This is a genomic window from Mesorhizobium sp. M0174, from assembly GCF_040322275.1.
Classification (GTDB): Bacteria; Pseudomonadota; Alphaproteobacteria; order Rhizobiales; family Rhizobiaceae; genus Mesorhizobium.
In genome coordinates, this window is sequence record NZ_JAMYTB010000007.1 from 111,608 (window position 1) to 135,406 (window position 23,799).

A 23,799-nucleotide genomic window follows, 5' to 3' on the forward strand; every position below is an offset into this window, starting at 1 on the left:
TTTGCCGACCATGGACGGATTGATGAAGGGCAAGCGCGGGCTTGTCATGGGTGTCGCCAACGATCATTCCATTGCCTGGGGTATCGCCCGCAAACTGTCCGAACATGGCGCGGAACTCGCCTTCACCTATCAGGGCGAGGCCTTCGGACGCCGGGTCAAGCCGCTCGCCGAGAAGCTGGGCGCATCGCTGGTGGTGCCTTGCGACGTCGAGGACAGCGCATCGGTCGCCGCAACTTTCGAGACCTTGGGCAAGGCATGGGGTGGGCTGGACTTCATTGTCCACGCCATCGGTTTTTCCGACAAGAACGAGCTGAAAGGCCTCTACGCCGATACCAGCCGCGACAATTTCATCCGCACCATGGTGATCTCCTGCTATTCCTTCACCGAGGTTGCCCGCCACGCCGCCACGTTGATGAAGGACGGCGGCTCGATGATCACGCTGACTTATGCGGGTTCGGTTCGCGTCATGCCGAACTACAACGTCATGGGTGTTGCCAAGGCCGGGCTGGAGGCCAGCGTCCGCTATCTAGCCAACGACTACGGCCCGCGAGGCATCAGGGTGAACGGCATATCGGCGGGACCGGTACGGACGCTTGCGGGCGCCGGGATTTCCGACGCACGCCACATGTTCTCCTACCAGCAGCGCAACTCGCCGCTACGCCGTACGGTGACGATCGACGAAGTCGGCCGCTCCGCGCTCTATTTGCTGTCCGACCTGTCGTCCGGCGTCACCGGCGAAATCCACTATGTCGATTCCGGCTATCACATCGTGTCCATGCCGACGCTTGACGAGTTGAAGCAGACCGACGCCGGACGGGAATAGCGCGAGCGACACGTCGCCGGCTTGCCCCGCAGCGTTTCAGCGTCGCGCCGAGAAGACCGTGAACATGCCGTCGCGGGCGAGCTCCCCATGGCTGGAGAAGGCGGCCGCCAGCACCGGTTCGTAGGGAAGCTGACGGTTTGCCACCATGAACAACCGGCCGCCCGGCTTCAGCGCTTTGCCTGCCGCGCGGATCATACCGGCACCGATTTCCGGCTCAGTCGCCCGGCTGCGGTGAAAGGGCGGGTTCATGACGACCACATCGTAGCGGCGCTCGACCGGTTCGCTCAAAAGATCTGTCCAGAAGAAACGTGGTTCCACGCCTGTGCTGCCGACATTGGTTTTGGCCGCCTCCAGCGCCTCGAAATCCGCTTCGTAAAGGTCAAGCGCCGATATGCCGGGTGAGCGGGCGGCGACCTCGGCAGCGACATAGCCCCAACCGGCACAGAAATCCGCAACACTGCCACGCAGATCGTTGGGCAGATTTTCGACCAGCAGCTTCGATCCCGCATCGATCTTGTCGAAGGAAAACATGCCTGGGGCCGTGCGGAAGCGGTCCTCGACCACCAAATCCGGATTGGCGGCTCGAAGCGTTGCCGCGGCAACGGTATCGGCCGGCCGGCGAAACCAGAAGGCAATGCCGTGATGCTTCGGCAGGTGGCCTTCGAGCGGCACAAGGGCGCCGACATGCTTGCGCAGGCTGGCGACGCCATCGTCCTTGCCGCCGGCGACGACGATCAACCCCCCTGGTGCCACGCGTTCGACCGCTTCGGCGACGCGCAACTCGTTTTGGCCGCGATGGCGGCCGGCGAGCACAAATGCCGCGTCGAAAGCCTCGCCTTCGACCTGCGGCGTGACAGTGAAGCCGGATGCCTGCAAGGCACGAAAATGCGGCCTGAAGCCTTGGACGAGATGAAGCTTGGCATCAAAGCCTTCGGGTAAGCGAAAGCCGGGCTCGGCACCGAGAAAGAGAATGCATTCATCCTTTCGTGGCAGGGACACAGCCCCCGCCTCGAATGGATGGAAAAGCGTCTTCAGCGGCTCGGCGGACATTCACCACTCTTGAACTGCAAGGCTGTTGTTGAATGCAAACGGGCGCGACCTTCCGGCGCGCCCGCTTCGATTGCATAGTTAGATCAGCTTAGGCGGCGTTTTCTTCGCCTTCGCTCTTTTTGTCGCGAGCGATTTCCTTGCCGGTGGCCTGGTCGACGACCTTCATCGACAGGCGGACCTTGCCGCGCTCGTCGAAGCCCATCAGCTTGACCCAGACCTTGTCGCCTTCCTTGACGACATCGGAGGTCTTGGCGACACGATCATTGGCGAGCTGCGAGATGTGGACGAGACCGTCACGCGGGCCGAAGAAGTTGACGAAAGCGCCGAAGTCGGCGGTCTTGACGACCGTGCCTTCGTAGATCTCCCCGACTTCCGGCTCAGCGACGATGGTGTGTATCCACTTCTTCGCCGCCTCGATCTCCTTGGCGTTGGCCGAAGCGATCTTGACCGTGCCGTCATCCTCGATGTTGATCTTGGCACCGGTCTTTTCGACGATTTCGCGGATGACCTTGCCGCCCGAGCCGATCACATCGCGGATCTTGTCGGTCGGAATGTGCATGACCTCGATGCGCGGTGCGAACTCGCCGAGTTCGGCACGCGCGCCGGACAGCGCGTGGGCCATTTCGCCGAGAATGTGCTGACGGCCCTCCTTGGCCTGGTCAAGCGCGATCTTCATGATCTCCTCGGTGATGCCCTCGATCTTGATGTCCATCTGCAGCGAGGTGATGCCGTAGGCGGTGCCGGCAACCTTGAAGTCCATGTCGCCGAGGTGGTCCTCGTCGCCAAGAATGTCGGAGAGCACGGCGAAGCGCTCGCCTTCCTTGATCAGGCCCATTGCAATACCGGCGACCGGCTTGGCCAGTGGCACGCCGGCATCCATCAGCGCCAGCGAGGTGCCGCAGACGGTAGCCATCGATGACGAACCGTTGGACTCGGTGATCTCCGAAACGACGCGCAACGTATAGGGGAACTGGTCGGCGGTCGGCAGCATCGGCCGGATGGCGCGCCAGGCGAGCTTGCCATGACCGATTTCGCGGCGGCCCGGCGAACCCATGCGGCCGGTCTCACCGACCGAATAGGGAGGGAAGTTGTAGTGCAGGAGGAACTTCTCCTTGTACATGCCGGTCAGCGAATCGACATACTGCTCGTCCTCGCCGGTGCCGAGCGTGGCGACGACCAGCGCCTGGGTCTCGCCACGGGTGAACAGCGCCGAGCCGTGCGTGCGCGGCAGGACGCCGACTTCCGAGACGATCTTGCGGACCGTCTTCAGGTCGCGGCCGTCGATGCGCGAGCCGGTGTCGAGGATGTTCCAGCGCACGACCTTGGCCTGGAGTTCCTTGAACACGGTGCCGATCTGTTCGGACGTGTACTTGGCCTCTTCGCCTTCTGCCGGCGCGAACGCGGCCTTGACCTTCGCCTTGACGGCGTCGACGGCGGCATAGCGCTTCTGCTTGTCGGTGATCTTGTAGGCGTCGCGAAGCTCGCCTTCGACGATCTTGAGCATCTCGGCTTCAAGTGCGGAATAGTCTGGGGCGGTGAAGTCGCGCGGGTCCTTGGCCGCGACTTCAGCCAGCTTGATGATCGCGTCGATCACCGGCTGGAATCCCCTGTGGCCGAACATGACGGCGCCCAGCATAAGGTCCTCGCCGAGTTCCTTGGCTTCGGACTCGACCATCAGCACGGCGTCGGCGGTGCCGGCGACGACCAGGTCGAGCTTCGATTCTTGCATCTCGTCGACGTGCGGGTTGAGCACATATTCGCCGTTGATGTACCCGACGCGGGCGGCGCCGACCGGACCCATGAACGGCACGCCGGACAAGGTCAGGGCGGCGGAGGTGGCGACGATCGACAGGATGTCCGGATCATTTTCGAGATCGTGCTGGACGACAGTGACGACGATCTGGGTGTCGTTCTTGTAGCCTTCGGCGAAGAGCGGGCGGATCGGGCGGTCGATCAGGCGGGAAACCAGCGTTTCCTTCTCGCTCGGACGGCCTTCCCGCTTGAAATAGCCACCCGGGATCTTGCCGGCGGCGTAAGTCTTTTCCTGGTAGTTGACCGTCAGCGGGAAGAAATCGAGGCCGGGTTTCGGCTCCTTCATCGAGACGACGGTGGCGAGAACCTTGGTTTCGCCGTAGGTAGCCAGCACCGCGCCATCAGCCTGACGCGCGATCTTGCCGGTTTCGAGAATGAGCGGGCGGCCGCCCCATTCGATTTCCACTTTGTGGTAATTGAACATGTCTTGTCCTTCGTATGCGGAAAGGGCCGCGCCGTTTCAGCGTGCGCGGATGCCCTTTCCCTTGGCTTCCTTTCTCGGGCAGCCACGGGCAAGACAACGGGAAGCTCGGCTATTCGGCGCGGTGCCGCACGAGCGTCCTGCAATCCTGCCCCATGACCGTCCATGGGCGGTTTCGAATGGCCCTCTGCTGTTTCGAAACCGGGTTGGCCAATCGATCCGACTGGCCTTGCGCGTGAACCCGAAAACCAGGTTTTCGGAAAGTATCCTGCGCAAATCTAAAACTTCAGAGCGTCCTTTGCGCAGCCAAACCGGTGCGCGGCGCTCTGCTTTCTTCATTGGAGCCTTGGATGATCCGATGCTCCAATGCGCGACCGGCGGGCTCTCGAAAGAACCCGCCGGTCAATTCGTCAACGGCGCAGACCGAGCTTCTCGATCAGCGTCTGATAGCGCGCGTCGTCCTTGCGCTTGAGATAATCAAGCAGGCTGCGGCGCTGGGAAACGAGAGCGAGCAGACCACGGCGGGAATGGTTATCCTTCTTGTGGTCCTTGAAATGATCGGTCAGGTTCTTGATGCGCTCGGAAAGGATGGCCACCTGAACTTCCGGAGACCCGGTATCGCCCTTGGCGGTTGCGAATTCGCCCATCAATTCCTTCTTGCGTTCGGCAGTAATCGACATCGTGTTTTTCCTTGTCTGTTTGAGGAAACGGGACGCCCTCAGCCGGGATGTCGTCCAGCAGGGGCCGGTGCAAGCAACGCGTCAAAGCGCGAAGCTGCGGCGCATATAGTGCAATTCCGACAAAAAGGCCAGCCTAATTCACAAGCCGGCTTTTCGCTGCATAAACGGGCACTTCCGCCTAGTCAGAGCCATTTCTTCCATTTGAAGTACGCAAAGAGCCCGACCGCAACAAGCGCCATGAAGGCGAGCGACAGGGGATAGCCGTAATAGGCCTTCAGCTCCGGCATATTCCAGGGCGAGGTGTCGGGGTCGAAATTCATGCCCCATACGCCGACGAGAAAGGTAAGCGGCATGAAGATCACCGAGACGATCGTCAGATAGCTGATGACGTCGTTGGTGCGCGCCTGGCTGAGCGACAAGTGCATCTCGATCAGGCCGGTCAGCATGTCGCGCTGGGTTTCGACCAGTTCGATCAATCGCAGCGAATGATCGAGCGTGTCGTTCAGGAATATCTTGGTTTCGGCCTTCACATAGGGCACGTCGTTGCGGATCATGGTCGCCAGCGTATCGCGCATCGGCCAAAGCACTCCCTTCAGCACATTGGCATCGCGCCGCAATTCGTGAAGCTGCCGCATCTGGTGCTTGTGCGCCTGGTGCAGCATCTGGTCCTCGATGCTATCGACCAATTCGCCAGCAGCCTCGATCGGCGGGAAATAGCTGTCGACGATGGCGTCGATCAAAGCATAGGCGAGATAGTCGGCGCCGCGCGAGCGCAAGCGGTTGGGCACCGAGCTTGCGATCCGCTTGCGCACGGGGTCGAATGGGTCGCCTTCGCGCTCCTGGAAGGTGACGACGAAGGTCTTGCCGAAGAAGACGGCGATCTGTTCGTAACGGTGCGCGGTGACGTCGTCGATCATCCTGACGACGACAAAGGCGTGGTCCTCGAAGAAATCCACCTTCGGCCGCTGACCGGTGTTGACGACGTCTTCCAGCGCCAGCGGATGCAGGTTGAAAATCCGGCCGATCTCCTCGATCAGCTGGATATTGGCGAGGCCTGTGCAGTCGAGCCAGATGACCGGCCAATTGTGGCAATGGGTGTTGACGTCGTCGATGCTGGCATTCTCGATCGTCTTGAACTTTTCAGGCGAGATCAACGTCAGCCTGAGCTCGGAGCGGCGCGCCGCCGGGTCGGCGATCAGCGTGCCCGGCGAAGCCCCGACCGGCGGCCTCCGTGTTTTGAGCGCCGCTCGTTTGTTGACCGTGTCAGCCTTTGCCATGTGCCCCCTCGAGTGCAGCGTCGAACGGCACTACAGCGCAGCGCATCCTTTCGGACGGCAAACGGCACCGTAGCCCCGTTGATTTAACGCATGATCGTTTCCCAAAATAGAATCCGGTTTGGAGATCATGCGCCGGGCCACAGCTGTTACCCGATAAAGACCCGCTTTGGCTTGAACATGCCTTGCTCAATGGCGCCGATGGCGACCAACTTGCCGCGCGCGGTGGCGCAGGCCTCCTCCGCTTCCACCGGCGCGTCACGGCCGCGAATGATGACCGGATTGCCGAGGCGGATTTTGGTTGCCGCATCATCGCTGATCGCGACCTGCGGCAGGCATTCGAGCGCCGCGGCGGTGTCGACCAGGAGTGCATCGATGGCACCGAAGTCGATCGGGGCGTCCGCTGCTTGCGGCTCGCCCTGCTCGCCGAAGCGGGCGATTTCCAGCTCGGCCAGGGTGACGAAATCTTCCTGCGTGAACGGCTCGACCTCGACCCGCCGCAGCTCGGCAATGTGGCCGAAGCAGCCGAGGTCGCGGCCCATGTCGCGCGCCAGCGAGCGGACATAGGTGCCCTTGCCGCATTCGACCTCGAAGACGGTGCGATCGACCATATGCTCGACCAGGTCGAGCCGGCCGATCTCGACCTCGCGTGCCGGAATGTCGACCGTCTCGCCATCGCGGGCAAGGTCATAAGCGCGCTCGCCGGCGATCTTGATCGCCGAAAATTGCGGCGGCGTCTGCATGATGACGCCGGTATATTTCGAAAGCAGCGCCAGCACGTCGGCTTCCGCCGGACGGCGGTCCGAGCTTTTGGTCGCCGGGCCTTCGAGGTCGTCGGTCGAACGCTCCTCGCCCCAGGCAACCGTGAAGCGGTAGACCTTGGCGCCGTCCTGGACGTAAGGCACGGTCTTGGTCGCTTCGCCGAGCGCGATCGGCAGCATGCCGGACGCGAGCGGGTCGAGCGTGCCGGCGTGGCCGGCCTTTTCCGCCTGGAACAGCCATTTGATCTTGGACACGGCTTCGGTCGAGCCCATGCCGACCGGCTTGTCCAGTACCAGCCAGCCCGAGATCGGCCGGCCCTTCTTCTTGCCGCGACGCGCCACTATTCGCTATCCTTCCGGTCGTCTTTGTCTTTGTCGTCGGCGCTGAGATCGCGCGCCACTTCGGGCGAGTGCAGCAATTCGTTGATCTTCTGGAAATTGTCGTAGCTGGTGTCGAGCCGGAAGCGGAATTCCGGCATGTACTTCATCTGCCGCAGCGCGCCGGAGACACGGCCGCGGACGAACTTCGCATGCTTGTTGAGCGCTTCGACCACCACGCCGGCATCCTTGGCGCCAAGCGGTGAGACGAAGGCGGTGGCGATCTTCAGATCGGGCGACATACGCACTTCGGAAACCGAGACCACGGCATTCTCGATCAGCGGATCGAGAATTTCGCCGCGCTGCAAAGTCTCGGAGAGCGCATGGCGCACCTGCTCGCCGACGCGCAGCATGCGCTGGGATGGGCCAGCTGTTGATGGTCTTGGCATGAAAATCTCTTCTCTCAGTGCGGGTTCGAACCGCCTCAAACGGTTGACTTAGCGCCGTTGATCCGGCTTGGCTACCCCAAGGAACCTGCACCTCAGCTAATGTAAGGTGCGCGGCACTGAATGCTCTGTCTCCGGGCCGGCCTGTAATGAGACCATGAACGAAACGATCCTGTCGTATTCGGCTTTCAAATCGCTCTCGGACCCAAATGCACTCATCGGAATAAACCAGCCACCCTCTTGCGTCACAAAACCGATGCCGAATTCGGTCAGAGTAACTCGGCTTACGGATTTCCATCCGATGTGGATCTCTGTATCTGCGGCACGCTTTGAGATGCCGGCGACATCCACTCGGATCATGGTGGGTTCAGGCTCGAAATGAGCAACCTCGACTCGCCTCGCCAGAATGGGGCCGAGATTGATCATGATACCCGTGACAATGGTCATCATGCCCACAACTCCCGCGACTCCGGCCAAAGCACCGGAGCCGTCGAGATAGTTTGTGGCAAGCACAAGCGGAATGCCAAAGAGAAAGCAGTAAAACAACCGTCTCAGGGCGCCGAGACGACTTTCGCTCCGCGCCCTTGAGTAGACCCCTGAAAAATCGGCAGGAGACAAGAACAAAGCGGTACTCAAGGCTTCGTTCTTGCTCCATATGCCGACACTACAGCGTCCTGGTCACCATCTCGACGCGGAAGCACTCGATGACGTCGCCGGCGCGCATGTCCTCGTAGTTCTGGAAGGCCATGCCGCATTCCTGGCCGGCCGGAACTTCCGAAACTTCGTCCTTGAAGCGCTTCAGGGTCTTCAGCGTGCCTTCGTGGATGACGACATTGTCGCGGATCAGGCGCACGCCCGCACCACGCTCGACCTTGCCTTCGGTGACACGGCAGCCGGCGATCTTGCCGACCTTGGTGATGTCGAAGATCTCGAGGATCTCGGCATTGCCGATGAAGGTCTCGCGACGCTCCGGCGAGAGCAGGCCGGAAAGAGCCGCTTTCACATCATCGACCAGATTGTAGATGATCGAATAGTAGCGGATCTCGATGCCTGCCGCAGCCGCGGCTGCGCGGGCCTGCGCGTTGGCGCGAACGTTGAAGCCGATGATCGCAGCCCCGGACGTTTCCGCCAGCGACACGTCGCTTTCGGTGATGCCGCCGGCCCCGGCATGGACGATGCGGGCGCGCACCTCGTCGGTGCCGAGATTGTCGAGCGCCGCATTGATCGCCTCGATCGAGCCCTGCACGTCGCCCTTGATGACCAGCGGGAATTCCTTCAATCCGCTTGTCTGCAATTGCGACATCATCTGTTCAAGCGAGCCGCGCTGGCCGGCATGCCTGGCCACCGCCTTCTCACGCGCCAGACGCTGGCGATATTCGGTGATCTCGCGGGCGCGGGCCTCGTTGTTGACAACGGCGAAACGGTCGCCGGCCAGCGGCGTACCTTGCAGACCGAGGACTTCCACCGGCATTGCCGGCGGCGCTTCCTTGACCTGCTCGCCGCGATCGTTGACGAGCGCGCGTACCCGGCCCCATTCGTTGCCGGCGACGAGAATGTCGCCCGGCATCAATGTGCCGGTCTGCACCAGCACGGTAGCAACTGGGCCGCGGCCCTTGTCGAGCTGGGCTTCGATGACCACGCCTTCGGCGGTGCGGTCCGGATTGGCCTTCAGGTCGAGGATTTCGGCCTGCAGCAGGATCGCTTCGAGCAACTTGTCGAGATTGATACCCTTGGTAGCCGACACCTCGACATCCAGCACCTCGCCGCCCATCGATTCGACGAACACCTCGTGGCGCAGCAGTTCCGAGCGCACCTTCTGCGGATCGGCGTCATGCTTGTCGATCTTGTTGATCGCCACAATGATCGGAACGCCGGCCGCCTTGGCGTGATTGATCGATTCGATCGTCTGCGGCATGACGCTGTCGTCGGCTGCCACCACGAGGATGGCGATATCGGTCGCCTGGGCACCGCGGGCACGCATCGCCGTGAAGGCGGCGTGGCCGGGCGTGTCTATGAACGTGATCTTGTGACCGTTCTTCTCGACCTGATAAGCGCCGATATGCTGAGTAATGCCGCCGGCTTCGCCGGACACGACGTTGGCATTGCGGATGGCATCGAGCAACGAGGTCTTGCCGTGATCGACATGGCCCATGATCGTTACCACCGGCGGACGCGGCTGCAGGTCCTCGGGGCGATCGGCGATGTTGAACAAGCCCTCTTCGATGTCGGACTCGGCGACGCGGCGGACCGTGTGGCCAAATTCGGTGGCGACCAGTTCGGCCGTGTCAGCGTCGATGACGTCTCCAGGCTTCAGGATCTGGCCCTGCTTCATGAAGAACTTGACCACGTCGACAGCGCGCTCGGACATGCGCTGCGCCAGCTCCTGGATGGTGATGGTTTCGGGCAGGATCACTTCACGCATGACTTTCTCGCGTGGCTCGTTATGCAACGCGCGCTTGAATTTCTCCTGACGGCGGCGCATCGACGAGAGCGAGCGGGCGCGCGCATCCTCGTCGGAAAGAGCCGAATTCAGCGTCAGCTTGCCGCGGCGGCGGTCTTCCTCGCCCTTGGTCGGCTTGGCAGGACGTGCCACTTCGGGCGTGACCAGACGGCGCACCGGTGCACCGGCACCGGCCCGCTTCGGCTTGACCTCTTCCTCGTCATCGACTGTCGCCAGTTCGGCGGCGAGCGGCGCACGGCGGCGCGCCTCTTCCTCGGCACGGCGGCGGGATTCGGCCTCGGCTTGCAGCCGTGCCTCTTCCTCGGCCTGACGCCGAGCCGATTCCTCGCGCTCGCGGCGGCGGCGCTCTTCGTCCTCGCTGCGGCGCTTGGCCTCCTCGATGGCGCGCTGGCGATCCTCGACGTCGCGGACCTTCGAGCCCTCGAGAGCCCGGCGGCGTGCTTCCATTTCCTGGCGCGACAACTCGTTCAGCACCATGCCGCCGCGTTCGATCGGCGGGGGAGGCGGCGGCGCCTTGGGAGCTTCCTGCACGGCAGGCGCTGCCGCGACCGGCTTCGGCGTGAAAACGGACACAGGCGCTGCCGCCGGCTCCGGCTTGTCGCCAGGCAGCGAGAACTTGCGTTTCTTGGTCTCGACGACCACCGACTTGGTGCGGCCATGCGAGAAGTTCTGGCGCACCGTGCCCTGTTCCATACCGGGGCGCTTCAGCGTCAAGGTCTTCTTCGGCGTAACACTCAGCGTCTTGTCGTCGCCCGATTTCGTATCGCTCATTCCATATCCTCTGCGGCATCATCTTCGTCAGCAACGGCCGCAAGCATTGCCAGATCGTCCGGGGAACCGCCCCGATATCGGTCGAGCGCAACCATGCGCTTCTGGACCGCCCTGCCCGCGTCTCCCGCGAGAACGGCAGCATGTATCACATTTGTACCCCCCAATGCCAAGCTCAACTCGGCCTCGGAGAAAAGTTTGTAAGCGCGGATCGCAGGCCCGCCGAGGTGGACGGTTGCCCGTCGCGCCTGGCTTATCTTGCGGACGCCATCGTCGGAGGCCTCGGTCGCGTGGAGCACGAAAAGTGCAAGTCCGCCGCGCACGACGCTCTCGACCTTGGTCGCTCCGAGCGCTATGGCGCCCGCCTTGCGGGCCAAGCCAAGCATGCCCAGAGCGGACCTGGAAAGCAGCGCGTCGACCATACCGCCAAGATCGGCTGGCACGCTCACCTGCGCCTTGAAAGCACGGGCAAACAGGTTTTTGGCCGCCGCCTTTTCTATATGTAGGCGGTCGGCCGTCACCCAGCAACCGCGGCCGGGCAGGTTTCTCTTGATGTCCGGAACGACGGCCGAATCCGGGCCGACGACGAAACGGATCAGCTCATCCGGTTCGGCTTGCCTGCGGGTGACGATGCAGGTGCGATCGTTCATCTCGTCCAAGGGCGGGTTCGGTGCGATGCGGTTTCACCTCACGCACCGACGGTTTCGTCAGCCGGCGCACCCTCGGCGGCAAGCTCGTCTTCGGTGATCCAGCCAGCCTTCAGGCGAGCCGCCAGGACCATCTGCTCGGCATCGGCGCGTGATACGCCATGGTTGGCGAGCACACCCGGGAATACCTTCGTCTCGCCGTCCTTGCGTTCTTTCCAACCGGTCAGGTCGTCGGCGGCGTAGCCGGCGAAATCCTCGATCGTCTTCACGCCGTCCTCGCCGAGCGTCACCATCATGGCGGTGGTGATGCCGGGAATCTCCCGCAATTCATCCTTGACGCCGAGGGCCTTGCGCTTCTCGTCGTGCTCGGCTTCGATCTTCTCCAGATATTCGCGGGCGCGGGTCTGGATTTCCGAAGCCGTGTCCTCGTCGAAGCCGTCGATCGACGCGATTTCGCCGGAATCGACATACGCGACTTCCTCGACGCTGGTGAAGCCTTCGGACGCGAGCACCTGGCCGACCATCTCGTCGACGTCGAGGGCTTCCATGAACAGCGACGACCGTTCGACGAATTCCTTCTGGCGGCGTTCGCTCTCTTCCTGCTCGGTCAGGATGTCGATATCCCAGCCGGTGAGCTGCGAGGCAAGACGGACGTTCTGGCCGCGGCGGCCAATGGCCAGCGACAGCTGATCGTCGGGAACGACGACCTCGATGCGCTCGGCATCCTCGTCGAGCACGACCTTGGCAACTTCCGCCGGCTGCAACGCATTGACAATGAAGGACGCCGCCGAAGGCGACCACGGAATGATGTCGATCTTCTCGCCCTGCAATTCACCGACGACCGCCTGGACGCGGCTGCCGCGCATACCGACGCAGGCACCGACCGGATCGATGGAGCTGTCGCGCGAGATGACAGCGATCTTGGCGCGCGAACCCGGATCGCGGGCGACCGACTTGATCTCGATGATGCCGTCGTAGATTTCCGGCACTTCCATGGTGAACAGCTTCGCCATGAACTGCGGATGGGTGCGCGACAGGAAGATCTGCGGGCCGCGCTGTTCGCGGCGCACGTCATAGACATAGGCGCGGACGCGATCGCCATACTTGTAGTTTTCGCGCGGAATCAGCTCGTCGCGGCGGATGATCGCCTCGCCGCGGCCGAGATCGACGATGACGTTGCCGTATTCGACACGCTTGACGGTGCCGTTGACGATCTCGCCGATACGGTCCTTGTATTCGTCATATTGCCGGTCGCGCTCGGCCTCGCGCACCTTCTGCACGATGACCTGCTTGGCCGACTGGGCGGCGATGCGGCCGAAATCCATCGGCGGCAGCTGTTCGGCGATGAAATCGCCGAGCTGGGCGTCCGGATTTCGCTCGCGCGCCGAGGAAATGGCAATCTGGGTCGCGTAGTCGTCGACCTTCTCGACCACTTCCATCAGCCGCTGCAGCTTCATCTCGCCGGTATTCGGATTGATATCCGCCCGGATATTGGTTTCCTGGCCGTAGCGCGAGCGCGCGGCCTTCTGGATCGCATCGGCCATGGCGGCGATGACGATCGACTTGTCGATCGACTTTTCACGCGCGACCGCATCGGCGATCTGCAGCAGTTCAAGCCTGTTGGCGCTTACAACCATCTTCTTTCTCCCGAGCTTGTCGCCGACCTTACCGCCGGGAGCCCAATCACATTTCCTGTTCGGTTTCGTCTTCCGCACCCGCTGGTGCGTCTTCGGGTTCGCCGCGGCGTTTCCTGGCTTCCTTGCGCGCCCGGTTGTCCTTCGACAGTGCATCGCGGATAAGATCGTCGGTCAGAACCAGCCGCGCTTCGGCAATCGCATCGTACGGAACACGCACCGTCGGCTCCTCGCCGTAAGCGGCCTTGTCGCGCTCGATCACCACACCGTCCGCGTCGCTTTCGGCGATCCTGCCCTTGAAGCGCTTGCGGTCGGCGACGAGAACCGACGTCTCCGTCTTCACCAGATGGCCGGTCCAGGCTGCAAAGTCCGATTTGCGGACCAGCGGCCGGTCGATGCCCGGCGACGACACTTCGAGATGATAAGCCTTCTCGATCGGATCATCGACATCGAGCGCCGGCGACACCGCCCGGCTGACCTCTTCACAATCCTCGACCGTCATGGTGCCGTCCTCGCGCTCGGCCATGATCTGCAGCGTCAGCCCGTTCTGGCCCGACAGGTGCACACGTACCAGGCGGAAGCCAATGGCCCGCAGTACCGGCTGAACGATCAGCGCGATGCGCGCATCGATGCCGCTTTCGCGGATGATGCGATCGTCGCCTTCGCTTGCCATGACTGTCATTCGGTCCTGTCGCTCGATCCCTGTTGGTCGGCAGGTAATAAAAAAGAGCGGGACCGGGTGGACCCACTCTTCGTCATACCGACCAAGAATTTGAAGCTGATATAGACGATCGTGGTCCTCGTTTCAAGCCCGTCGTGCATGACGGCAAGGCTCCGAGTCCGCAGCGCTGCGCCAAATGCATGGCGCCCATGCAGTGATCCCCCTTTGAGCACCGGCCACGCACGACTATCTATATTGCATTGCACAATTGGAGCGCTCACTGCGCTCGAAAGGGTACGATCATGAACAATCGTGGATTTTTTTCAGCCATAGGCGATGTCTTTAGCGTGTTCGGCAGCGCCGTAGCAGCGTCGCGGGCTGTGGAAAACGGTCGCAAGCCGCGTGCGCATGATCTGCGCAATCTCGGCATGGAGCCGGCAGCCTTCGACAATATCCGTCGCTTCTGAGCCAGGTGAGCGCCGAGAGCCTTCGGCCCGCTCGCCTTGTGCTCAGCTCTAATTTCCCGATTATTTCCGCACGAAGGTCAGATAGGCGGGCCGTCGGCCTTCGCGAATGGCCTTGGCCTCATAGCGCGTCCCCGGCCAGCCATCATAGGGCCGATGCCAGTCGGCGGCTTCGCTTGCCTGCCACGTGAAGGCGCCGTGCGCACGGCAATGCAGCAGCGTCCAGTTCACATAGCTGTCGATGTCGGACGCAAAGTGGAACTTTCCGCCGTGCTTCAGGACGCGCCCGAAGCGGTCGAGATTGACCGGGCTGACGAAGCGCCGCTTCCAGTGCTTCTTCTTCGGCCACGGATCCGGATAGAGGAGGTCAATGCCGTCAAGCGAAGCCTGCGGCAGCCAGTCCAGCAGGCGCGTGGCGTCGTCATCATAGACGCGCAGATTGGCAAGCGGCCGCTCCCGGACCGCCATCATCATCTTGGCCATGCCGTTGACGAAAGGCTCGACGCCGATAAAGCCGGTCGCCTGGCTGGCCGTAGCACGGTGCAGAAGATGTTCGCCGCCGCCAAAACCGATTTCGAGCTGGACAGCGGAAACTTCGGCTTCGAAAAGGCTGCGCAGATCGGCCGGCGGTTCAACCGTCAGATCGAGCCTGTAGGCGGCGAAGCCGCTCTCCAGCGCCGCTGCCTGCTGTGGTCGAATGGTCTTGCCGCGCCGGCGACCGAAAAAGGCCTCGGTCGCACGGCTTGGCCGGTCCTTCGGGTCCATAGGCGCCGCGGTTAGGCGGCGACTGCTTCGGCGACCGGTTCGGCGAGAGCGTCCTTGAGCGCCTTGGCGAGATCGGTCTTCTCCCAGGAGAAGGATCCGTCGCGGCCGGCCTTGCGGCCAAAATGGCCGTAGGACGACGTCTTGGCATAGATCGGCTTGTTGAGATCGAGGTGGCGGCGGATGCCAGACGGCGACAGGTCCATCACGGTGCGCAGTGCACGCTCGAGCTTTGCCTCGTCGACCTTACCGGTGCCGTGGAGGTCGACGTAGATCGACAGCGGCTGGGCGACACCGATCGCATAGGAAAGCTGGATAGTGCAGCGATCGGCGAGCTTCGCGGCAACCACGTTCTTGGCGAGATAGCGCGCCGCATAGGCGGCCGAGCGGTCGACCTTGGTGGTGTCCTTGCCGGAGAAAGCGCCGCCGCCATGGGGCGCAGCCCCACCGTAGGTGTCGACGATGATCTTGCGGCCGGTCAGGCCGGCGTCGCCGTCGGGCCCGCCGATGACGAACTTGCCGGTCGGGTTGATGTACCAGTTGCAATTGTCGGCGATCTTCAGGTCGCCCAGTGCTTCGCGAATATAGGGCTCGACGACGTTGCGCACCTTCTTCGAATCCCATGTCTCATCGAGATGCTGGGTCGACAGCACGATCTGCGTCACTTCCGCCGCTTTGCCGTCGACATAGCGGACGGTGACCTGGCTCTTGGCATCCGGCCCGAGCCTGCCTGCATCACCGCTGCCTTCATGGCGCGCAGCGGCCAGCAGTTCGAGGATCTTGTGGCTGTAATAGATCGGCGCAGGCATCAGGTCCGGGGTTTCGCGGCAGGCATAGCCAAACATGATGCCCTGGTCGCCGGCTCCCTCCTCACCTTGCCGGTCGGAGGCGTTGTCGACGCCCTGGCCGATATCCGGCGACTGGCCGTGCAGCAGGACCTCGATCTTGGCCGTCTTCCAGTGGAAGCCGGCCTGCTCGTAGCCGATTTCGCGGATTGCCTTGCGGGCGACCGACTTGAACTTGGCCGGGTTGACAATCGGATGGCCGGCCGCATCCTTCAGGACATTGCCCTCCTTGTCCTTCTTGAGCAGCGTCTCGGGGACGCGCACCTCGCCGGCGATGACAACGCGATTGGTTGTCGCAAGCGTCTCGCAGGCAACGCGGACCTTCCACGGGTCCATGCCGGTCTTTCTGGCTTCGCGATAGACGAGATCGACAATCTCGTCGGAGATGCGGTCGCAGACCTTGTCGGGATGGCCCTCGGCAACGGATTCCGAGGTGAAGAAGTAATTGTGCCGCGTCACGGGTGTCCCCTCTTGAAAAAATATCGGCAGGCCGCCGATTTTGGCGCGCCAGTTGTTAACGGTGCCGGGCGCCGGTCGTCAAGCCATGCAGCCGTTCTGGCATGAATTTTGACGTTATTTATCTTTGCATCCCGAGACGGCGGCAGGGCGCACTGCGATCAGCCCTTGCGCCAACAGACTGAGGGAAAACGGCTTCGAGGAAGCGTGTCGAGCAAAATCGATCCGCGCTTTGGCGCATCTGCGGAATGCACATCCCTCGATGCGGGCAAGCGCGAGAAATTGCCTGCCCAGCCACGACGAACTCTACCTCTTTGAACTCTTCGCGAGCCAGTCAATCGACCTCGTCGGTGGAGAGCGACTTCACAAGCTCAATGATCTTACGGCGCACTTTCACGTCGGCGATCTTGACGAAGGCGCGATTCAGCTGGAGCCCTTCCGGGCTGCCGCAGAATTCGACGGCGGAGGTCATCGACGCATCCTCGGCAAATCCACGGTTGCCCACGGGCTCCTGACCGGGCGCATCCTCGAAAAAGAAGGCGACGGGCACGCCGAGTATGGAGGCGATTGCCTGCAAACGGCTGGCGCCAACGCGATTGGTGCCCTTTTCGTACTTTTGGATCTGCTGGAACGTTATGCCGAGGTTTTCGCCCAGTTTTTCCTGGCTCATTCCCAGCATATTGCGGCGAAGCCGGATGCGGCTTCCGACGTGGATGTCGATCGGATTCGGCTTTTTCTTGTTTTCTTCTGTCATTTTGTCCTCGCCGAATTTTTCCGGCTTTTTCTACTTTGCTGCCCAAACGACGCCGCGGCCCGTGCCCCAACAGAACGACCTTATCGACTTCGAAAATTTTCAGGCGCTTACAGTATGAGTTTCTAATGTGTCGGCTGTCAATTCGCCCGTAGCCTTTGCCTTACGTTCAAAATGCATGCCGCTACGGCGAGCAAAAACATGATCAGCATTCCGTTAATGCGTCGTTGGCTGGAGGAAACGATGGCTTGGTTGGAGATCGGCACACGCACATCGATGGCGCCGCGTGCATCGATTGCCAGCGCGTCGACGATGCGACCGTGCGGGTCGACAACGGCCGAAATGCCGTTATTAGCCGCGCGCAACAGGGGCACCCCATTCTCCACCGCCCGGATCTGCGCCTGCCTGAAGTGCTGGTACGGCCCCGGCGTGTCGCCGAACCAAGCGTCATTGGTGACGTTCACAATAAGCGCGGCTGTCGTAGCGTCAACCGCGACGAGATCGGGAAAGATGACCTCATAGCAAATAAACGGCAGCGCCCGCATACCGCCGGGCAGCGCGATCGGGTGCCGCTCATTGCCGGCCGCGAAGGTCATCGGACCGGCAACAAGCTGCTCAAGCCCGAGGCGGCCGAGCAGATCGGCGAAAGGCAGATATTCGCCGAAGGGGACCAGGTGGACCTTGTCCACGGCATCGACGATTTCGCCCCTTTCGTCGATCGCCACGACCGAGTTGTAGTAACGGCTGCGAGCCGCCGAGCCGCCTTCCTCGCGAACGACGCCGGCAAGCAGCATCTGGCCATCGCCAAGCATCTCTCCGATGGCAGGCAAGGCATCCGGACGTTCGGTGAACAGAAACGGCACGGAGGTCTCCGGCCACAGGATCAATTGCGGCCTGTCATGGCCGGGTTCCGGTGCCCTGGCCGAAAGCCCCATCATGGTGGCGAAGATGCGGTCACGCACCGAGGCATCCCATTTTTCCGTGAGATCGACGGCAGGTTGCACGATACGGACGTCGAGGCTATGGGCCGCCGGTTTTTCGGGGGCGGCGAGCCGGATATAGCCGAAGCCGGCATGGGCGGCGACGAGAACGACAAGCAACGCCGCGCCGAGGCGAAGATGCTGGCGCGCCGCAAGCAGCGCCGGCAGCGCGAAGACGAAGACCGCCAGCGCGTTCATGCCGACCATGCCGGTCACCGAGACGCTCTGCATCAGCAAAGGCACCGGCATCGCCGCATAGCCGACGGCATTCCACGGAAAGCCGGTGAACAGGAAGCCGCGCAGCCATTCCGCCAGCGCAAAGCCGAAGGCGAGCGCGGCGATGCGGCCGATGTCGTTGCTCCACAACAGCCGGGCAACCACGGCAGCGAAACCGTAAAAGAAGGCCAGCGCGAGGGGGATGCCGACCACCGCGAACGGCAAGGCCCAGGCAAAGCTGTCGGCCTCGACCAGAAGCGCCGAGCCGACCCACCAGAGACCGGCAAGAAAGTAGCCGAAACCGAACCACCAGCCGACGGCGAAAGCCGGCCGCAAGCGCCGCAGAAAACCGTCCGAGGCTTCGCCGGTCGCGCCATCGAGAAGCCACACCAGCAGTGGGAACGAAACGAAGCAGACGGCGAAGAAATCGTAAGGCGCCTGGGCAAGAACCGCCAGCGCCCCGGCAAGAAACGCCACCAGCGCGCGCCGCCAGCCCCAAAGCAGAATTATCCGGCCGGCCTGGCGCTCCATCAATGCTTCCGAGTCGTGCGAATCAGGACGCAAGATTTATCAGGCCGCGGGCTTGCCTCCAAACAAACCCTAAGCCTGCTCGGTGCGCACGGCGCGGCGCCGCCGCTCGCCCTTCAAGGTCTCGACGATGCGCACGCGCTTGACGCGGCGCGGATCGGCGTCGAGCACATGGAACTCGAAGCCGGGTATGGCCTGCACCACTTCGCCGCGCGCCGGCACCCGGCCAAGCGTATTGAAGATCATGCCGCCGATCGTGTCGACATATTCGCCGTGCTCGCCGGCGGCGAAATCCTCGCCGATCATCTTGGCGACGTCGTCGATCTCGGCCTTGCCGTCGACGATGAAGACGCCTTCGCCGGCCTGGGTGATCATCGGCTCGTCCTCGTCATGCTCGTCCTCGATGTCGCCGACTACCATCTCGACGATGTCCTCGAGCGAGACGAGGCCGTCGGTGCCGCCATATTCGTCGATGACCAGCGCCATCTGGGTGCGCGTCGTCTGCATTCGCCCCATCAGGTCGGAGGCGAGCATCGACGGCGGCACGAACAGCACCGGTCGGATCAGGTTGAGATCGCCGATGGTGCGCGCCAGATCGACCTGGGCGAGATCGAGAACCGTCGCGACCGGGGTTTTCCTGGTCGTCCTGCCCTTTCTGACGCGGGCGACCTTGGTGATATGCGCCAGCACGTCGCGGATATGAACCATGCCGCGCGGGTCGTCGAGCGTCTCCGAATAAACTGGCATGCGGGAGTGGCCGGACTGTTCGAACAGCCCCAGAAGATCGCCGAGCTTCGTCGTGATCTCGACCGCCTCGATGTCGGCGCGCGGCACCATGACGTCCTCGACCCGCACTTCGCGCAGGCGCAGGATGTTGTTGAGCATGGCGCGTTCGCCGGGCGAGAAGGATTCTGCATCGCTCGCCGTTTCGGCAAGCGCACCGGCAATCTCCTCGCGCAGGCTGGTGCCGTTGCGGTGCCTGAAAAGCCCGAGCACGCGATCGAACAGGGAAGGACCGGCAGGCGATGCCTCGCTGGCGAAGCTGCCGGTCGTGGTACTCGGACTCGAGCCCTCTTCCGTCGTTTCGGAAGGCTTGATCACACTGCCGGCGTCGGAGCGGGCGGCAGTCTCTGGTTTGTCGTTCATCATCGTCCGGTCAATTGGTCTTTTGTAATTACGTGTAGGGATCGGGAATGGCAAGCCTCGCAAGTGCTGCGCGCTCTGTCGCTTCCATCAGATCCGCTTCGGCATCCGTTTCGTGATCATAGCCCAGCAAATGCAGCAGGCCATGGATGACGAGATGGGAGATATGGTCCTCGACGGGCTTGTCTTCCAGTGCCGCCTCGCGCGCGACAGTCTCGGCGGCCAGCACGATGTCGCCGAGCATCGGCGGCAGAGGCCCGCCCCTGGTAAAGGGAAAAGCCGGAAAAGACAGGACGTTGGTGGGCTTGTCCTTGCCGCGCCAGCCGGCATTGAGCGTACGGATATGGGCATCGTCGGAGAAGACGATGCTGAGCTCGGAACGGCCGTCCGCACCGGTTTCGACAAAGGCGGCCGATACGGCGTGGTCGACCAGCCGCGTCAGCGTCGTCTCGTCGGGCCAGTCGCCCGCCTCTATGGCGATATCGATCTCGACGGGAAGCGGCCCTCCCGCCTTTTGCTCCTCAGCCATGCGGCCGCATAATCATATCAGCTTTCGACACCTAAGCCCCTGGCCAGCTTGCCGTCACGGTCGTAGGCCTTGACGATCTCGGCGACCAGCGGATGTCTGACGACGTCGCCTTCATTGAAGCGGACCGTCACCATGCCGGTAACGCCGTCGAGAATTCTCAGCGCCTCGACCAGGCCGGACTTGGTGTTCGGCGGCAGATCGATCTGGGTCGGATCACCGGTGACGATCATGCGCGAGTTCTCGCCGAGCCGGGTCAGGAACATCTTCATCTGCATCGGCGTGGTGTTCTGCGCCTCGTCGAGGATGACGGCGGCATGCGCCAGCGTACGGCCGCGCATGAACGCCAGCGGCGCGATCTCGATGACCTCGGCGGCAATCGCCCGCTCGACCTTGTCGGCAGGCATCATGTCGTAGAGCGCGTCATAGAGCGGCCGCAGATAGGGATCGACCTTCTCCTTCATGTCGCCCGGCAGAAAGCCAAGCCGTTCGCCGGCCTCGACCGCGGGGCGCGACAGCACAATGCGTTCGACCATGCCGCGTTCGAGCAGCATTGCCGCGTGCGCCACCGCCAGGTAGGTCTTTCCGGTGCCGGCCGGGCCGATGCCGAAGACGAGTTCCGACCGCTCCAGCGCGCGCATATAGGCGTCCTGGTTCAGCGAGCGGGCATAGATGGTCTTCTTGCGTGTCGATATCTGGGCGGCGGACACCTTGCCCTTGCGCTCCAGCGTCGGCAGCGTCAGCTGGTCGTCGGTGGCGATCGCCATGCGCACCGCGCCGTCGACATCGGACTGGCCGATATCAGTGCCTTTCTGCAGAATGCCGTAAAGATTGTCCAAGGCGCGGCGTGCCTGCTCGGCGGCTGAGGAAGAGCCCTTGATGGTCAATTGGTTGCCACGCGAGCGGATGTCGACGCCGAGCTTCTGCTCGAGCCTGGCCAGATTCTCGTCGAACTGGCCGTAAAGGGCGCTGGCAAGCTTGTTATTGTCGAAAGTCAGTACGATGTGCGCCATATCCGAGGCCCCGGAGGGTAGATTCTGGGGCAGGTTCTTGACTTCAGCAGCGCTCAACCGTCTCTCCTCATCTGCCGAGGCCTTCAGGCCAATTCGGCGAACAGGCTGTTGTAGCCCGCCTTCGTGATTCGTACCTGGATAATGTCACCGATTTCGCCGGCCTTTTCATCAACAATAACCGGCTGCAGCCACGGCGAGCGGCCAACCTTCTGGCCGGCCTGGCGGCCCGGCTTTTCGACCAGCGTGTCGATGGTCCTGCCGACCAGGCTTGCGCCGAAATGCTGCTGCTGTTTCAGAAGCAGCGCTTGCAATCGCTGCAGGCGCTCGTCCTTGACGGCCTCCGGCACCTGATCGTTCATTTCGGCGCCCGGCGTGCCGGGCCGCGGAGAGTATTTGAACGAGAAGGCCGAGGCATAGTTGACGTCTTCCACCAACTGCATCGTCGCCTCGAAATCCGCTTCCGTCTCACCGGGAAAGCCGACGATAAAATCGCCGGACAGTGCGATGTCGTTCCGCGCGGCACGGATGCGGTCGATCAACGTCAGGTAGTCCTTGGCCATATGCCTGCGGTTCATCGCCTTGAGTATGCGGTCCGAGCCGGATTGCACCGGTAAATGTAGATAGGGCATCAGCGCGGGCAAATCACGATGGGCGGCGATCAATTCATCGTCCATGTCGCGCGGATGGCTGGTCGTGTAGCGCAGCCGCGCCAGACCTGGAATCTCTGCGAGCCTGAACAGCAGCCGGCCAAGGCCCCATTCCTCGCTGTCTTCGCCTCTTCCATGCCAGGCGTTGACGTTCTGGCCGAGCAGCGTCACCTCGCGCACGCCGGCATCCGCCAGGCGCTCGGCTTCGGCGACGATCTGTGCCACCGGCCGCGAGACTTCCGAGCCGCGCGTATAGGGTACGACACAGAAGGTGCAGAATTTGTCGCAGCCTTCCTGAACGGTCAAGAACGCCGTCACGCCGCGCCTGATCAGTTCGGCGCGCTTGGGCTGCGGCAGATGCTCGAACTTGTCCTCGACGGCATAGTCGGTCTCGACGATCTTTTCTCCGCTCCGCGCCTTCGCCAGCACACCGGGCAGCCGGTGGTAGGTCTGCGGGCCGATGACCAGATCGACCACCGGCGAGCGACGGATGATCTCGGCGCCCTCGGCCTGCGCCACGCAGCCGGCGACGCCGACCAGCATTTCGCGCCCGGCCTTGGCACGTTCCGCCTTCAACTCACGGATGCGCCCAAGTTCGGAATAGACCTTTTCCGCCGCCTTCTCGCGGATGTGGCAGGTGTTGAGCAGCACCAGATCGGCCTCGCCAATGGCGTCTGTCGCGGCATAGCCGTCGATGGCCAGAGCATCGGTCATGCGCTGCGAATCGTAGACGTTCATCTGGCAGCCATAGGTCTTGACGAAGACCTTCCTGGTCGCGGCAGGCAGAACGACCAGGTCTTCGGCGGCAGCGCCGATGTCGTCGCGTTCTATCGTGTTCAATTCCATTTCGCGGCTTCTAGCGCCTTTCCCTGACAAAAAACAGACGAATCTGGCCGGTACCGAGCAGACTACCGGCTCGGGCGCGGTTCGGCGAGCGCCGCCTGCACCATCTCGCGCACCTGGCGTTCCATCTGCTTTGCCGTCTCCTTGCGGCTGGACCCCTTGGAGAAAGCAATCGCCTCGCCAAAATGCACCTCGACGTCGAGAGCGCCCTCGGCCATTAGCACCTTGAGGTGCGGCATCAGCTCCTCATCGCCGATCCAGGCGGCAACCGGCCGATGCCGGCGGCCGAGTGGCACGCCATGCAGGCGCGTATAAACGATCGCCACCGGCTGGATGAAGACCTGTTCGGCCGCCCCTTCAGCAATCGCCATCGTAGCGGCGCCGAACAGTGTGCTCTTGAACGGCAGGATCATGTTGCCGTCGCCGGTCGAGCCTTCGGCGAACAGCACCATGGCGTCCCCCTTGGCCATCCGGCGGGCGATCTCGCTCGCCTGGTCGCCCGACGAACGTTTGCGCTCACGTTCAATGAAGACGGTGCGTTGCAGCTTCGACAGCATGCCGATCAGCGGCCAGCCGGCCATGTCGGCTCTGGCGATGAACGTCACGTCGACCATCGATCCCAGCACCATGATGTCGGTCCAGGAGATGTGGTTGGCGGCGACCAGCAATGGGCGTTGGCCGGATAGCGCCCCTTTGACATGGATGCGCAGCCCGAGCGCCCTGATGATCATCCTGTGCCAGATCTTCAGGATGAAGGTCTCGCGCCAGAGCCCGGTCTTCATCGACAAGACCTGCAGCGGCACAAGCACCAATGAGCCGACGACAACCAGCCCCAGCGCCAGGAAAATCCTGATTTTTCCGATCATCCG

General features: G+C 62.6%; 22 protein-coding genes. 2 read left to right on the plus strand and 20 right to left on the minus strand.

Annotation, left to right across the window (positions count from 1 at the left end; translation table 11 throughout):
* Nucleotides 1-10: 10 nt before the first annotated feature.
* Nucleotides 11-823: an enoyl-ACP reductase FabI gene (fabI, locus tag NKJ13_RS16525; protein WP_352777894.1), complete on the plus strand. Its 813-nt coding sequence runs from the start codon at nt 11-13 to the stop codon at nt 821-823.
* Nucleotides 824-859: 36 nt separating this feature from the next.
* Here fabI and NKJ13_RS16530 read toward each other — a convergent pair whose 3' ends face one another.
* The 11 genes from NKJ13_RS16530 to rimP all read right to left on the minus strand — a co-directional run bounded on the left by NKJ13_RS16530 (nt 860) and on the right by rimP (nt 13,777).
* Nucleotides 860-1,873, minus strand: coding sequence for a class I SAM-dependent methyltransferase (locus tag NKJ13_RS16530; protein ID WP_352506145.1), 1,014 nt, complete (start codon nt 1,871-1,873; stop codon nt 860-862).
* Nucleotides 1,874-1,961: 88 nt separating this feature from the next.
* Nucleotides 1,962-4,109, minus strand: a complete 2,148-nt coding sequence (gene pnp / locus NKJ13_RS16535; protein WP_352702325.1) for a polyribonucleotide nucleotidyltransferase — start codon at nt 4,107-4,109, stop codon at nt 1,962-1,964.
* 407 nt (nt 4,110-4,516) lie between these two features.
* Nucleotides 4,517-4,828, minus strand: coding sequence for a 30S ribosomal protein S15 (rpsO, locus tag NKJ13_RS16540; protein WP_280940423.1), 312 nt, complete (start codon nt 4,826-4,828; stop codon nt 4,517-4,519).
* A 140-nt stretch (nt 4,829-4,968) separates the two neighbouring features.
* Nucleotides 4,969-6,063, minus strand: a complete 1,095-nt coding sequence (gene corA, locus NKJ13_RS16545; protein WP_352740340.1) for a magnesium/cobalt transporter CorA — start codon at nt 6,061-6,063, stop codon at nt 4,969-4,971.
* A gap of 146 nt (nt 6,064-6,209) precedes the next feature.
* Nucleotides 6,210-7,163 carry a tRNA pseudouridine(55) synthase TruB gene (gene truB / locus NKJ13_RS16550; RefSeq protein ID WP_352740338.1) on the minus strand — a complete coding sequence of 318 codons (954 nt, stop codon included), beginning with the start codon at nt 7,161-7,163 and terminating at the stop codon, nt 6,210-6,212.
* The gene (gene rbfA / locus NKJ13_RS16555; RefSeq protein ID WP_352475973.1) at nt 7,163-7,588 is read right to left on the minus strand and encodes a 30S ribosome-binding factor RbfA; all 426 of its coding nucleotides are present in this window, start codon (nt 7,586-7,588) and stop codon (nt 7,163-7,165) included. The genes truB and rbfA overlap by 1 nt, the downstream gene beginning before the upstream one ends.
* A gap of 96 nt (nt 7,589-7,684) precedes the next feature.
* Nucleotides 7,685-8,035: a hypothetical protein gene (locus NKJ13_RS16560; protein WP_352506142.1), complete on the minus strand. Its 351-nt coding sequence runs from the start codon at nt 8,033-8,035 to the stop codon at nt 7,685-7,687.
* Nucleotides 8,036-8,249: 214 nt separating this feature from the next.
* Complete coding sequence (infB, locus tag NKJ13_RS16565; RefSeq protein WP_352740335.1) at nt 8,250-10,817, minus strand: translation initiation factor IF-2; 2,568 nt, start codon at nt 10,815-10,817, stop codon at nt 8,250-8,252.
* Nucleotides 10,814-11,464: an RNA-binding protein gene (locus tag NKJ13_RS16570; RefSeq protein WP_352740334.1), complete on the minus strand. Its 651-nt coding sequence runs from the start codon at nt 11,462-11,464 to the stop codon at nt 10,814-10,816. The genes infB and NKJ13_RS16570 overlap by 4 nt, the downstream gene beginning before the upstream one ends.
* A gap of 38 nt (nt 11,465-11,502) precedes the next feature.
* A complete protein-coding gene (nusA, locus tag NKJ13_RS16575; RefSeq protein ID WP_352686820.1) occupies nt 11,503-13,098 on the minus strand; it encodes a transcription termination factor NusA in 1,596 nt (531 codons plus the stop codon).
* Nucleotides 13,099-13,144: 46 nt separating this feature from the next.
* A complete protein-coding gene (gene rimP, locus NKJ13_RS16580; protein ID WP_352740332.1) occupies nt 13,145-13,777 on the minus strand; it encodes a ribosome maturation factor RimP in 633 nt (210 codons plus the stop codon).
* A 281-nt stretch (nt 13,778-14,058) separates the two neighbouring features.
* Here rimP and NKJ13_RS16585 point away from each other — a divergent pair, with 281 nt between their 5' ends.
* A complete protein-coding gene (locus tag NKJ13_RS16585) occupies nt 14,059-14,223 on the plus strand; it encodes a hypothetical protein (RefSeq protein WP_352644412.1) in 165 nt (54 codons plus the stop codon).
* A 60-nt stretch (nt 14,224-14,283) separates the two neighbouring features.
* Here the strand turns inward: NKJ13_RS16585 and trmB are convergent, their stop codons facing one another.
* The 9 genes from trmB to olsA form a co-directional block, all read right to left on the minus strand.
* Nucleotides 14,284-14,985, minus strand: coding sequence for a tRNA (guanine(46)-N(7))-methyltransferase TrmB (gene trmB / locus NKJ13_RS16590; protein WP_352740330.1), 702 nt, complete (start codon nt 14,983-14,985; stop codon nt 14,284-14,286).
* 11 nt (nt 14,986-14,996) lie between these two features.
* Entirely contained in the window at nt 14,997-16,286 is a 1,290-nt protein-coding gene (gene metK / locus NKJ13_RS16595; protein ID WP_023719567.1) for a methionine adenosyltransferase, read from the minus strand.
* Nucleotides 16,287-16,617: 331 nt separating this feature from the next.
* A complete protein-coding gene (locus NKJ13_RS16600) occupies nt 16,618-17,037 on the minus strand; it encodes a helix-turn-helix domain-containing protein (protein ID WP_023676895.1) in 420 nt (139 codons plus the stop codon).
* A 137-nt stretch (nt 17,038-17,174) separates the two neighbouring features.
* A complete protein-coding gene (gene lnt, locus NKJ13_RS16605) occupies nt 17,175-18,761 on the minus strand; it encodes an apolipoprotein N-acyltransferase (protein ID WP_352506138.1) in 1,587 nt (528 codons plus the stop codon).
* A gap of 69 nt (nt 18,762-18,830) precedes the next feature.
* Entirely contained in the window at nt 18,831-19,904 is a 1,074-nt protein-coding gene (locus tag NKJ13_RS16610) for a hemolysin family protein (protein ID WP_352448597.1), read from the minus strand.
* 28 nt (nt 19,905-19,932) lie between these two features.
* Nucleotides 19,933-20,430 (minus strand): rRNA maturation RNase YbeY, encoded by a 498-nt coding sequence (gene ybeY, locus NKJ13_RS16615; protein WP_352506137.1) that lies wholly within the window; start codon nt 20,428-20,430, stop codon nt 19,933-19,935.
* 17 nt (nt 20,431-20,447) lie between these two features.
* Complete coding sequence (locus tag NKJ13_RS16620; protein ID WP_352464821.1) at nt 20,448-21,440, minus strand: PhoH family protein; 993 nt, start codon at nt 21,438-21,440, stop codon at nt 20,448-20,450.
* A gap of 83 nt (nt 21,441-21,523) precedes the next feature.
* Nucleotides 21,524-22,933, minus strand: coding sequence for a tRNA (N6-isopentenyl adenosine(37)-C2)-methylthiotransferase MiaB (miaB, locus tag NKJ13_RS16625; RefSeq protein ID WP_352751480.1), 1,410 nt, complete (start codon nt 22,931-22,933; stop codon nt 21,524-21,526).
* Between the two features lie 62 nt (nt 22,934-22,995).
* Nucleotides 22,996-23,796: a lyso-ornithine lipid O-acyltransferase gene (gene olsA / locus NKJ13_RS16630; RefSeq protein ID WP_352506135.1), complete on the minus strand. Its 801-nt coding sequence runs from the start codon at nt 23,794-23,796 to the stop codon at nt 22,996-22,998.
* Between the last annotated feature and the right edge of the window lie 3 nt (nt 23,797-23,799).

What these genes read in the sequence shown, in the direction of transcription:
- fabI (WP_352777894.1), top strand. Translation starts at nt 11, where the DNA reads ATGGACGGATTGATGAAGGGCAAGCGCGGGCTTGTCATGGGTGTCGCC.
- NKJ13_RS16530 (WP_352506145.1), bottom strand. Translation starts at nt 1,873, where the DNA reads ATGTCCGCCGAGCCGCTGAAGACGCTTTTCCATCCATTCGAGGCGGGG.
- pnp (WP_352702325.1), bottom strand. Translation starts at nt 4,109, where the DNA reads ATGTTCAATTACCACAAAGTGGAAATCGAATGGGGCGGCCGCCCGCTC.
- corA (WP_352740340.1), bottom strand. Translation starts at nt 6,063, where the DNA reads ATGGCAAAGGCTGACACGGTCAACAAACGAGCGGCGCTCAAAACACGG.
- rbfA (WP_352475973.1), bottom strand. Translation starts at nt 7,588, where the DNA reads ATGCCAAGACCATCAACAGCTGGCCCATCCCAGCGCATGCTGCGCGTC.
- NKJ13_RS16560 (WP_352506142.1), bottom strand. Translation starts at nt 8,035, where the DNA reads ATGATGACCATTGTCACGGGTATCATGATCAATCTCGGCCCCATTCTG.
- infB (WP_352740335.1), bottom strand. Translation starts at nt 10,817, where the DNA reads ATGAGCGATACGAAATCGGGCGACGACAAGACGCTGAGTGTTACGCCG.
- NKJ13_RS16570 (WP_352740334.1), bottom strand. Translation starts at nt 11,464, where the DNA reads ATGAACGATCGCACCTGCATCGTCACCCGCAGGCAAGCCGAACCGGAT.
- nusA (WP_352686820.1), bottom strand. Translation starts at nt 13,098, where the DNA reads ATGGTTGTAAGCGCCAACAGGCTTGAACTGCTGCAGATCGCCGATGCG.
- rimP (WP_352740332.1), bottom strand. Translation starts at nt 13,777, where the DNA reads ATGACAGTCATGGCAAGCGAAGGCGACGATCGCATCATCCGCGAAAGC.
- NKJ13_RS16585 (WP_352644412.1), top strand. Translation starts at nt 14,059, where the DNA reads ATGAACAATCGTGGATTTTTTTCAGCCATAGGCGATGTCTTTAGCGTG.
- trmB (WP_352740330.1), bottom strand. Translation starts at nt 14,985, where the DNA reads ATGGACCCGAAGGACCGGCCAAGCCGTGCGACCGAGGCCTTTTTCGGT.
- NKJ13_RS16600 (WP_023676895.1), bottom strand. Translation starts at nt 17,037, where the DNA reads ATGACAGAAGAAAACAAGAAAAAGCCGAATCCGATCGACATCCACGTC.
- lnt (WP_352506138.1), bottom strand. Translation starts at nt 18,761, where the DNA reads ATGGAGCGCCAGGCCGGCCGGATAATTCTGCTTTGGGGCTGGCGGCGC.
- NKJ13_RS16610 (WP_352448597.1), bottom strand. Translation starts at nt 19,904, where the DNA reads ATGAACGACAAACCAGAGACTGCCGCCCGCTCCGACGCCGGCAGTGTG.
- ybeY (WP_352506137.1), bottom strand. Translation starts at nt 20,430, where the DNA reads ATGGCTGAGGAGCAAAAGGCGGGAGGGCCGCTTCCCGTCGAGATCGAT.
- NKJ13_RS16620 (WP_352464821.1), bottom strand. Translation starts at nt 21,440, where the DNA reads ATGGCGCACATCGTACTGACTTTCGACAATAACAAGCTTGCCAGCGCC.
- miaB (WP_352751480.1), bottom strand. Translation starts at nt 22,933, where the DNA reads ATGGAATTGAACACGATAGAACGCGACGACATCGGCGCTGCCGCCGAA.
- olsA (WP_352506135.1), bottom strand. Translation starts at nt 23,796, where the DNA reads ATGATCGGAAAAATCAGGATTTTCCTGGCGCTGGGGCTGGTTGTCGTC.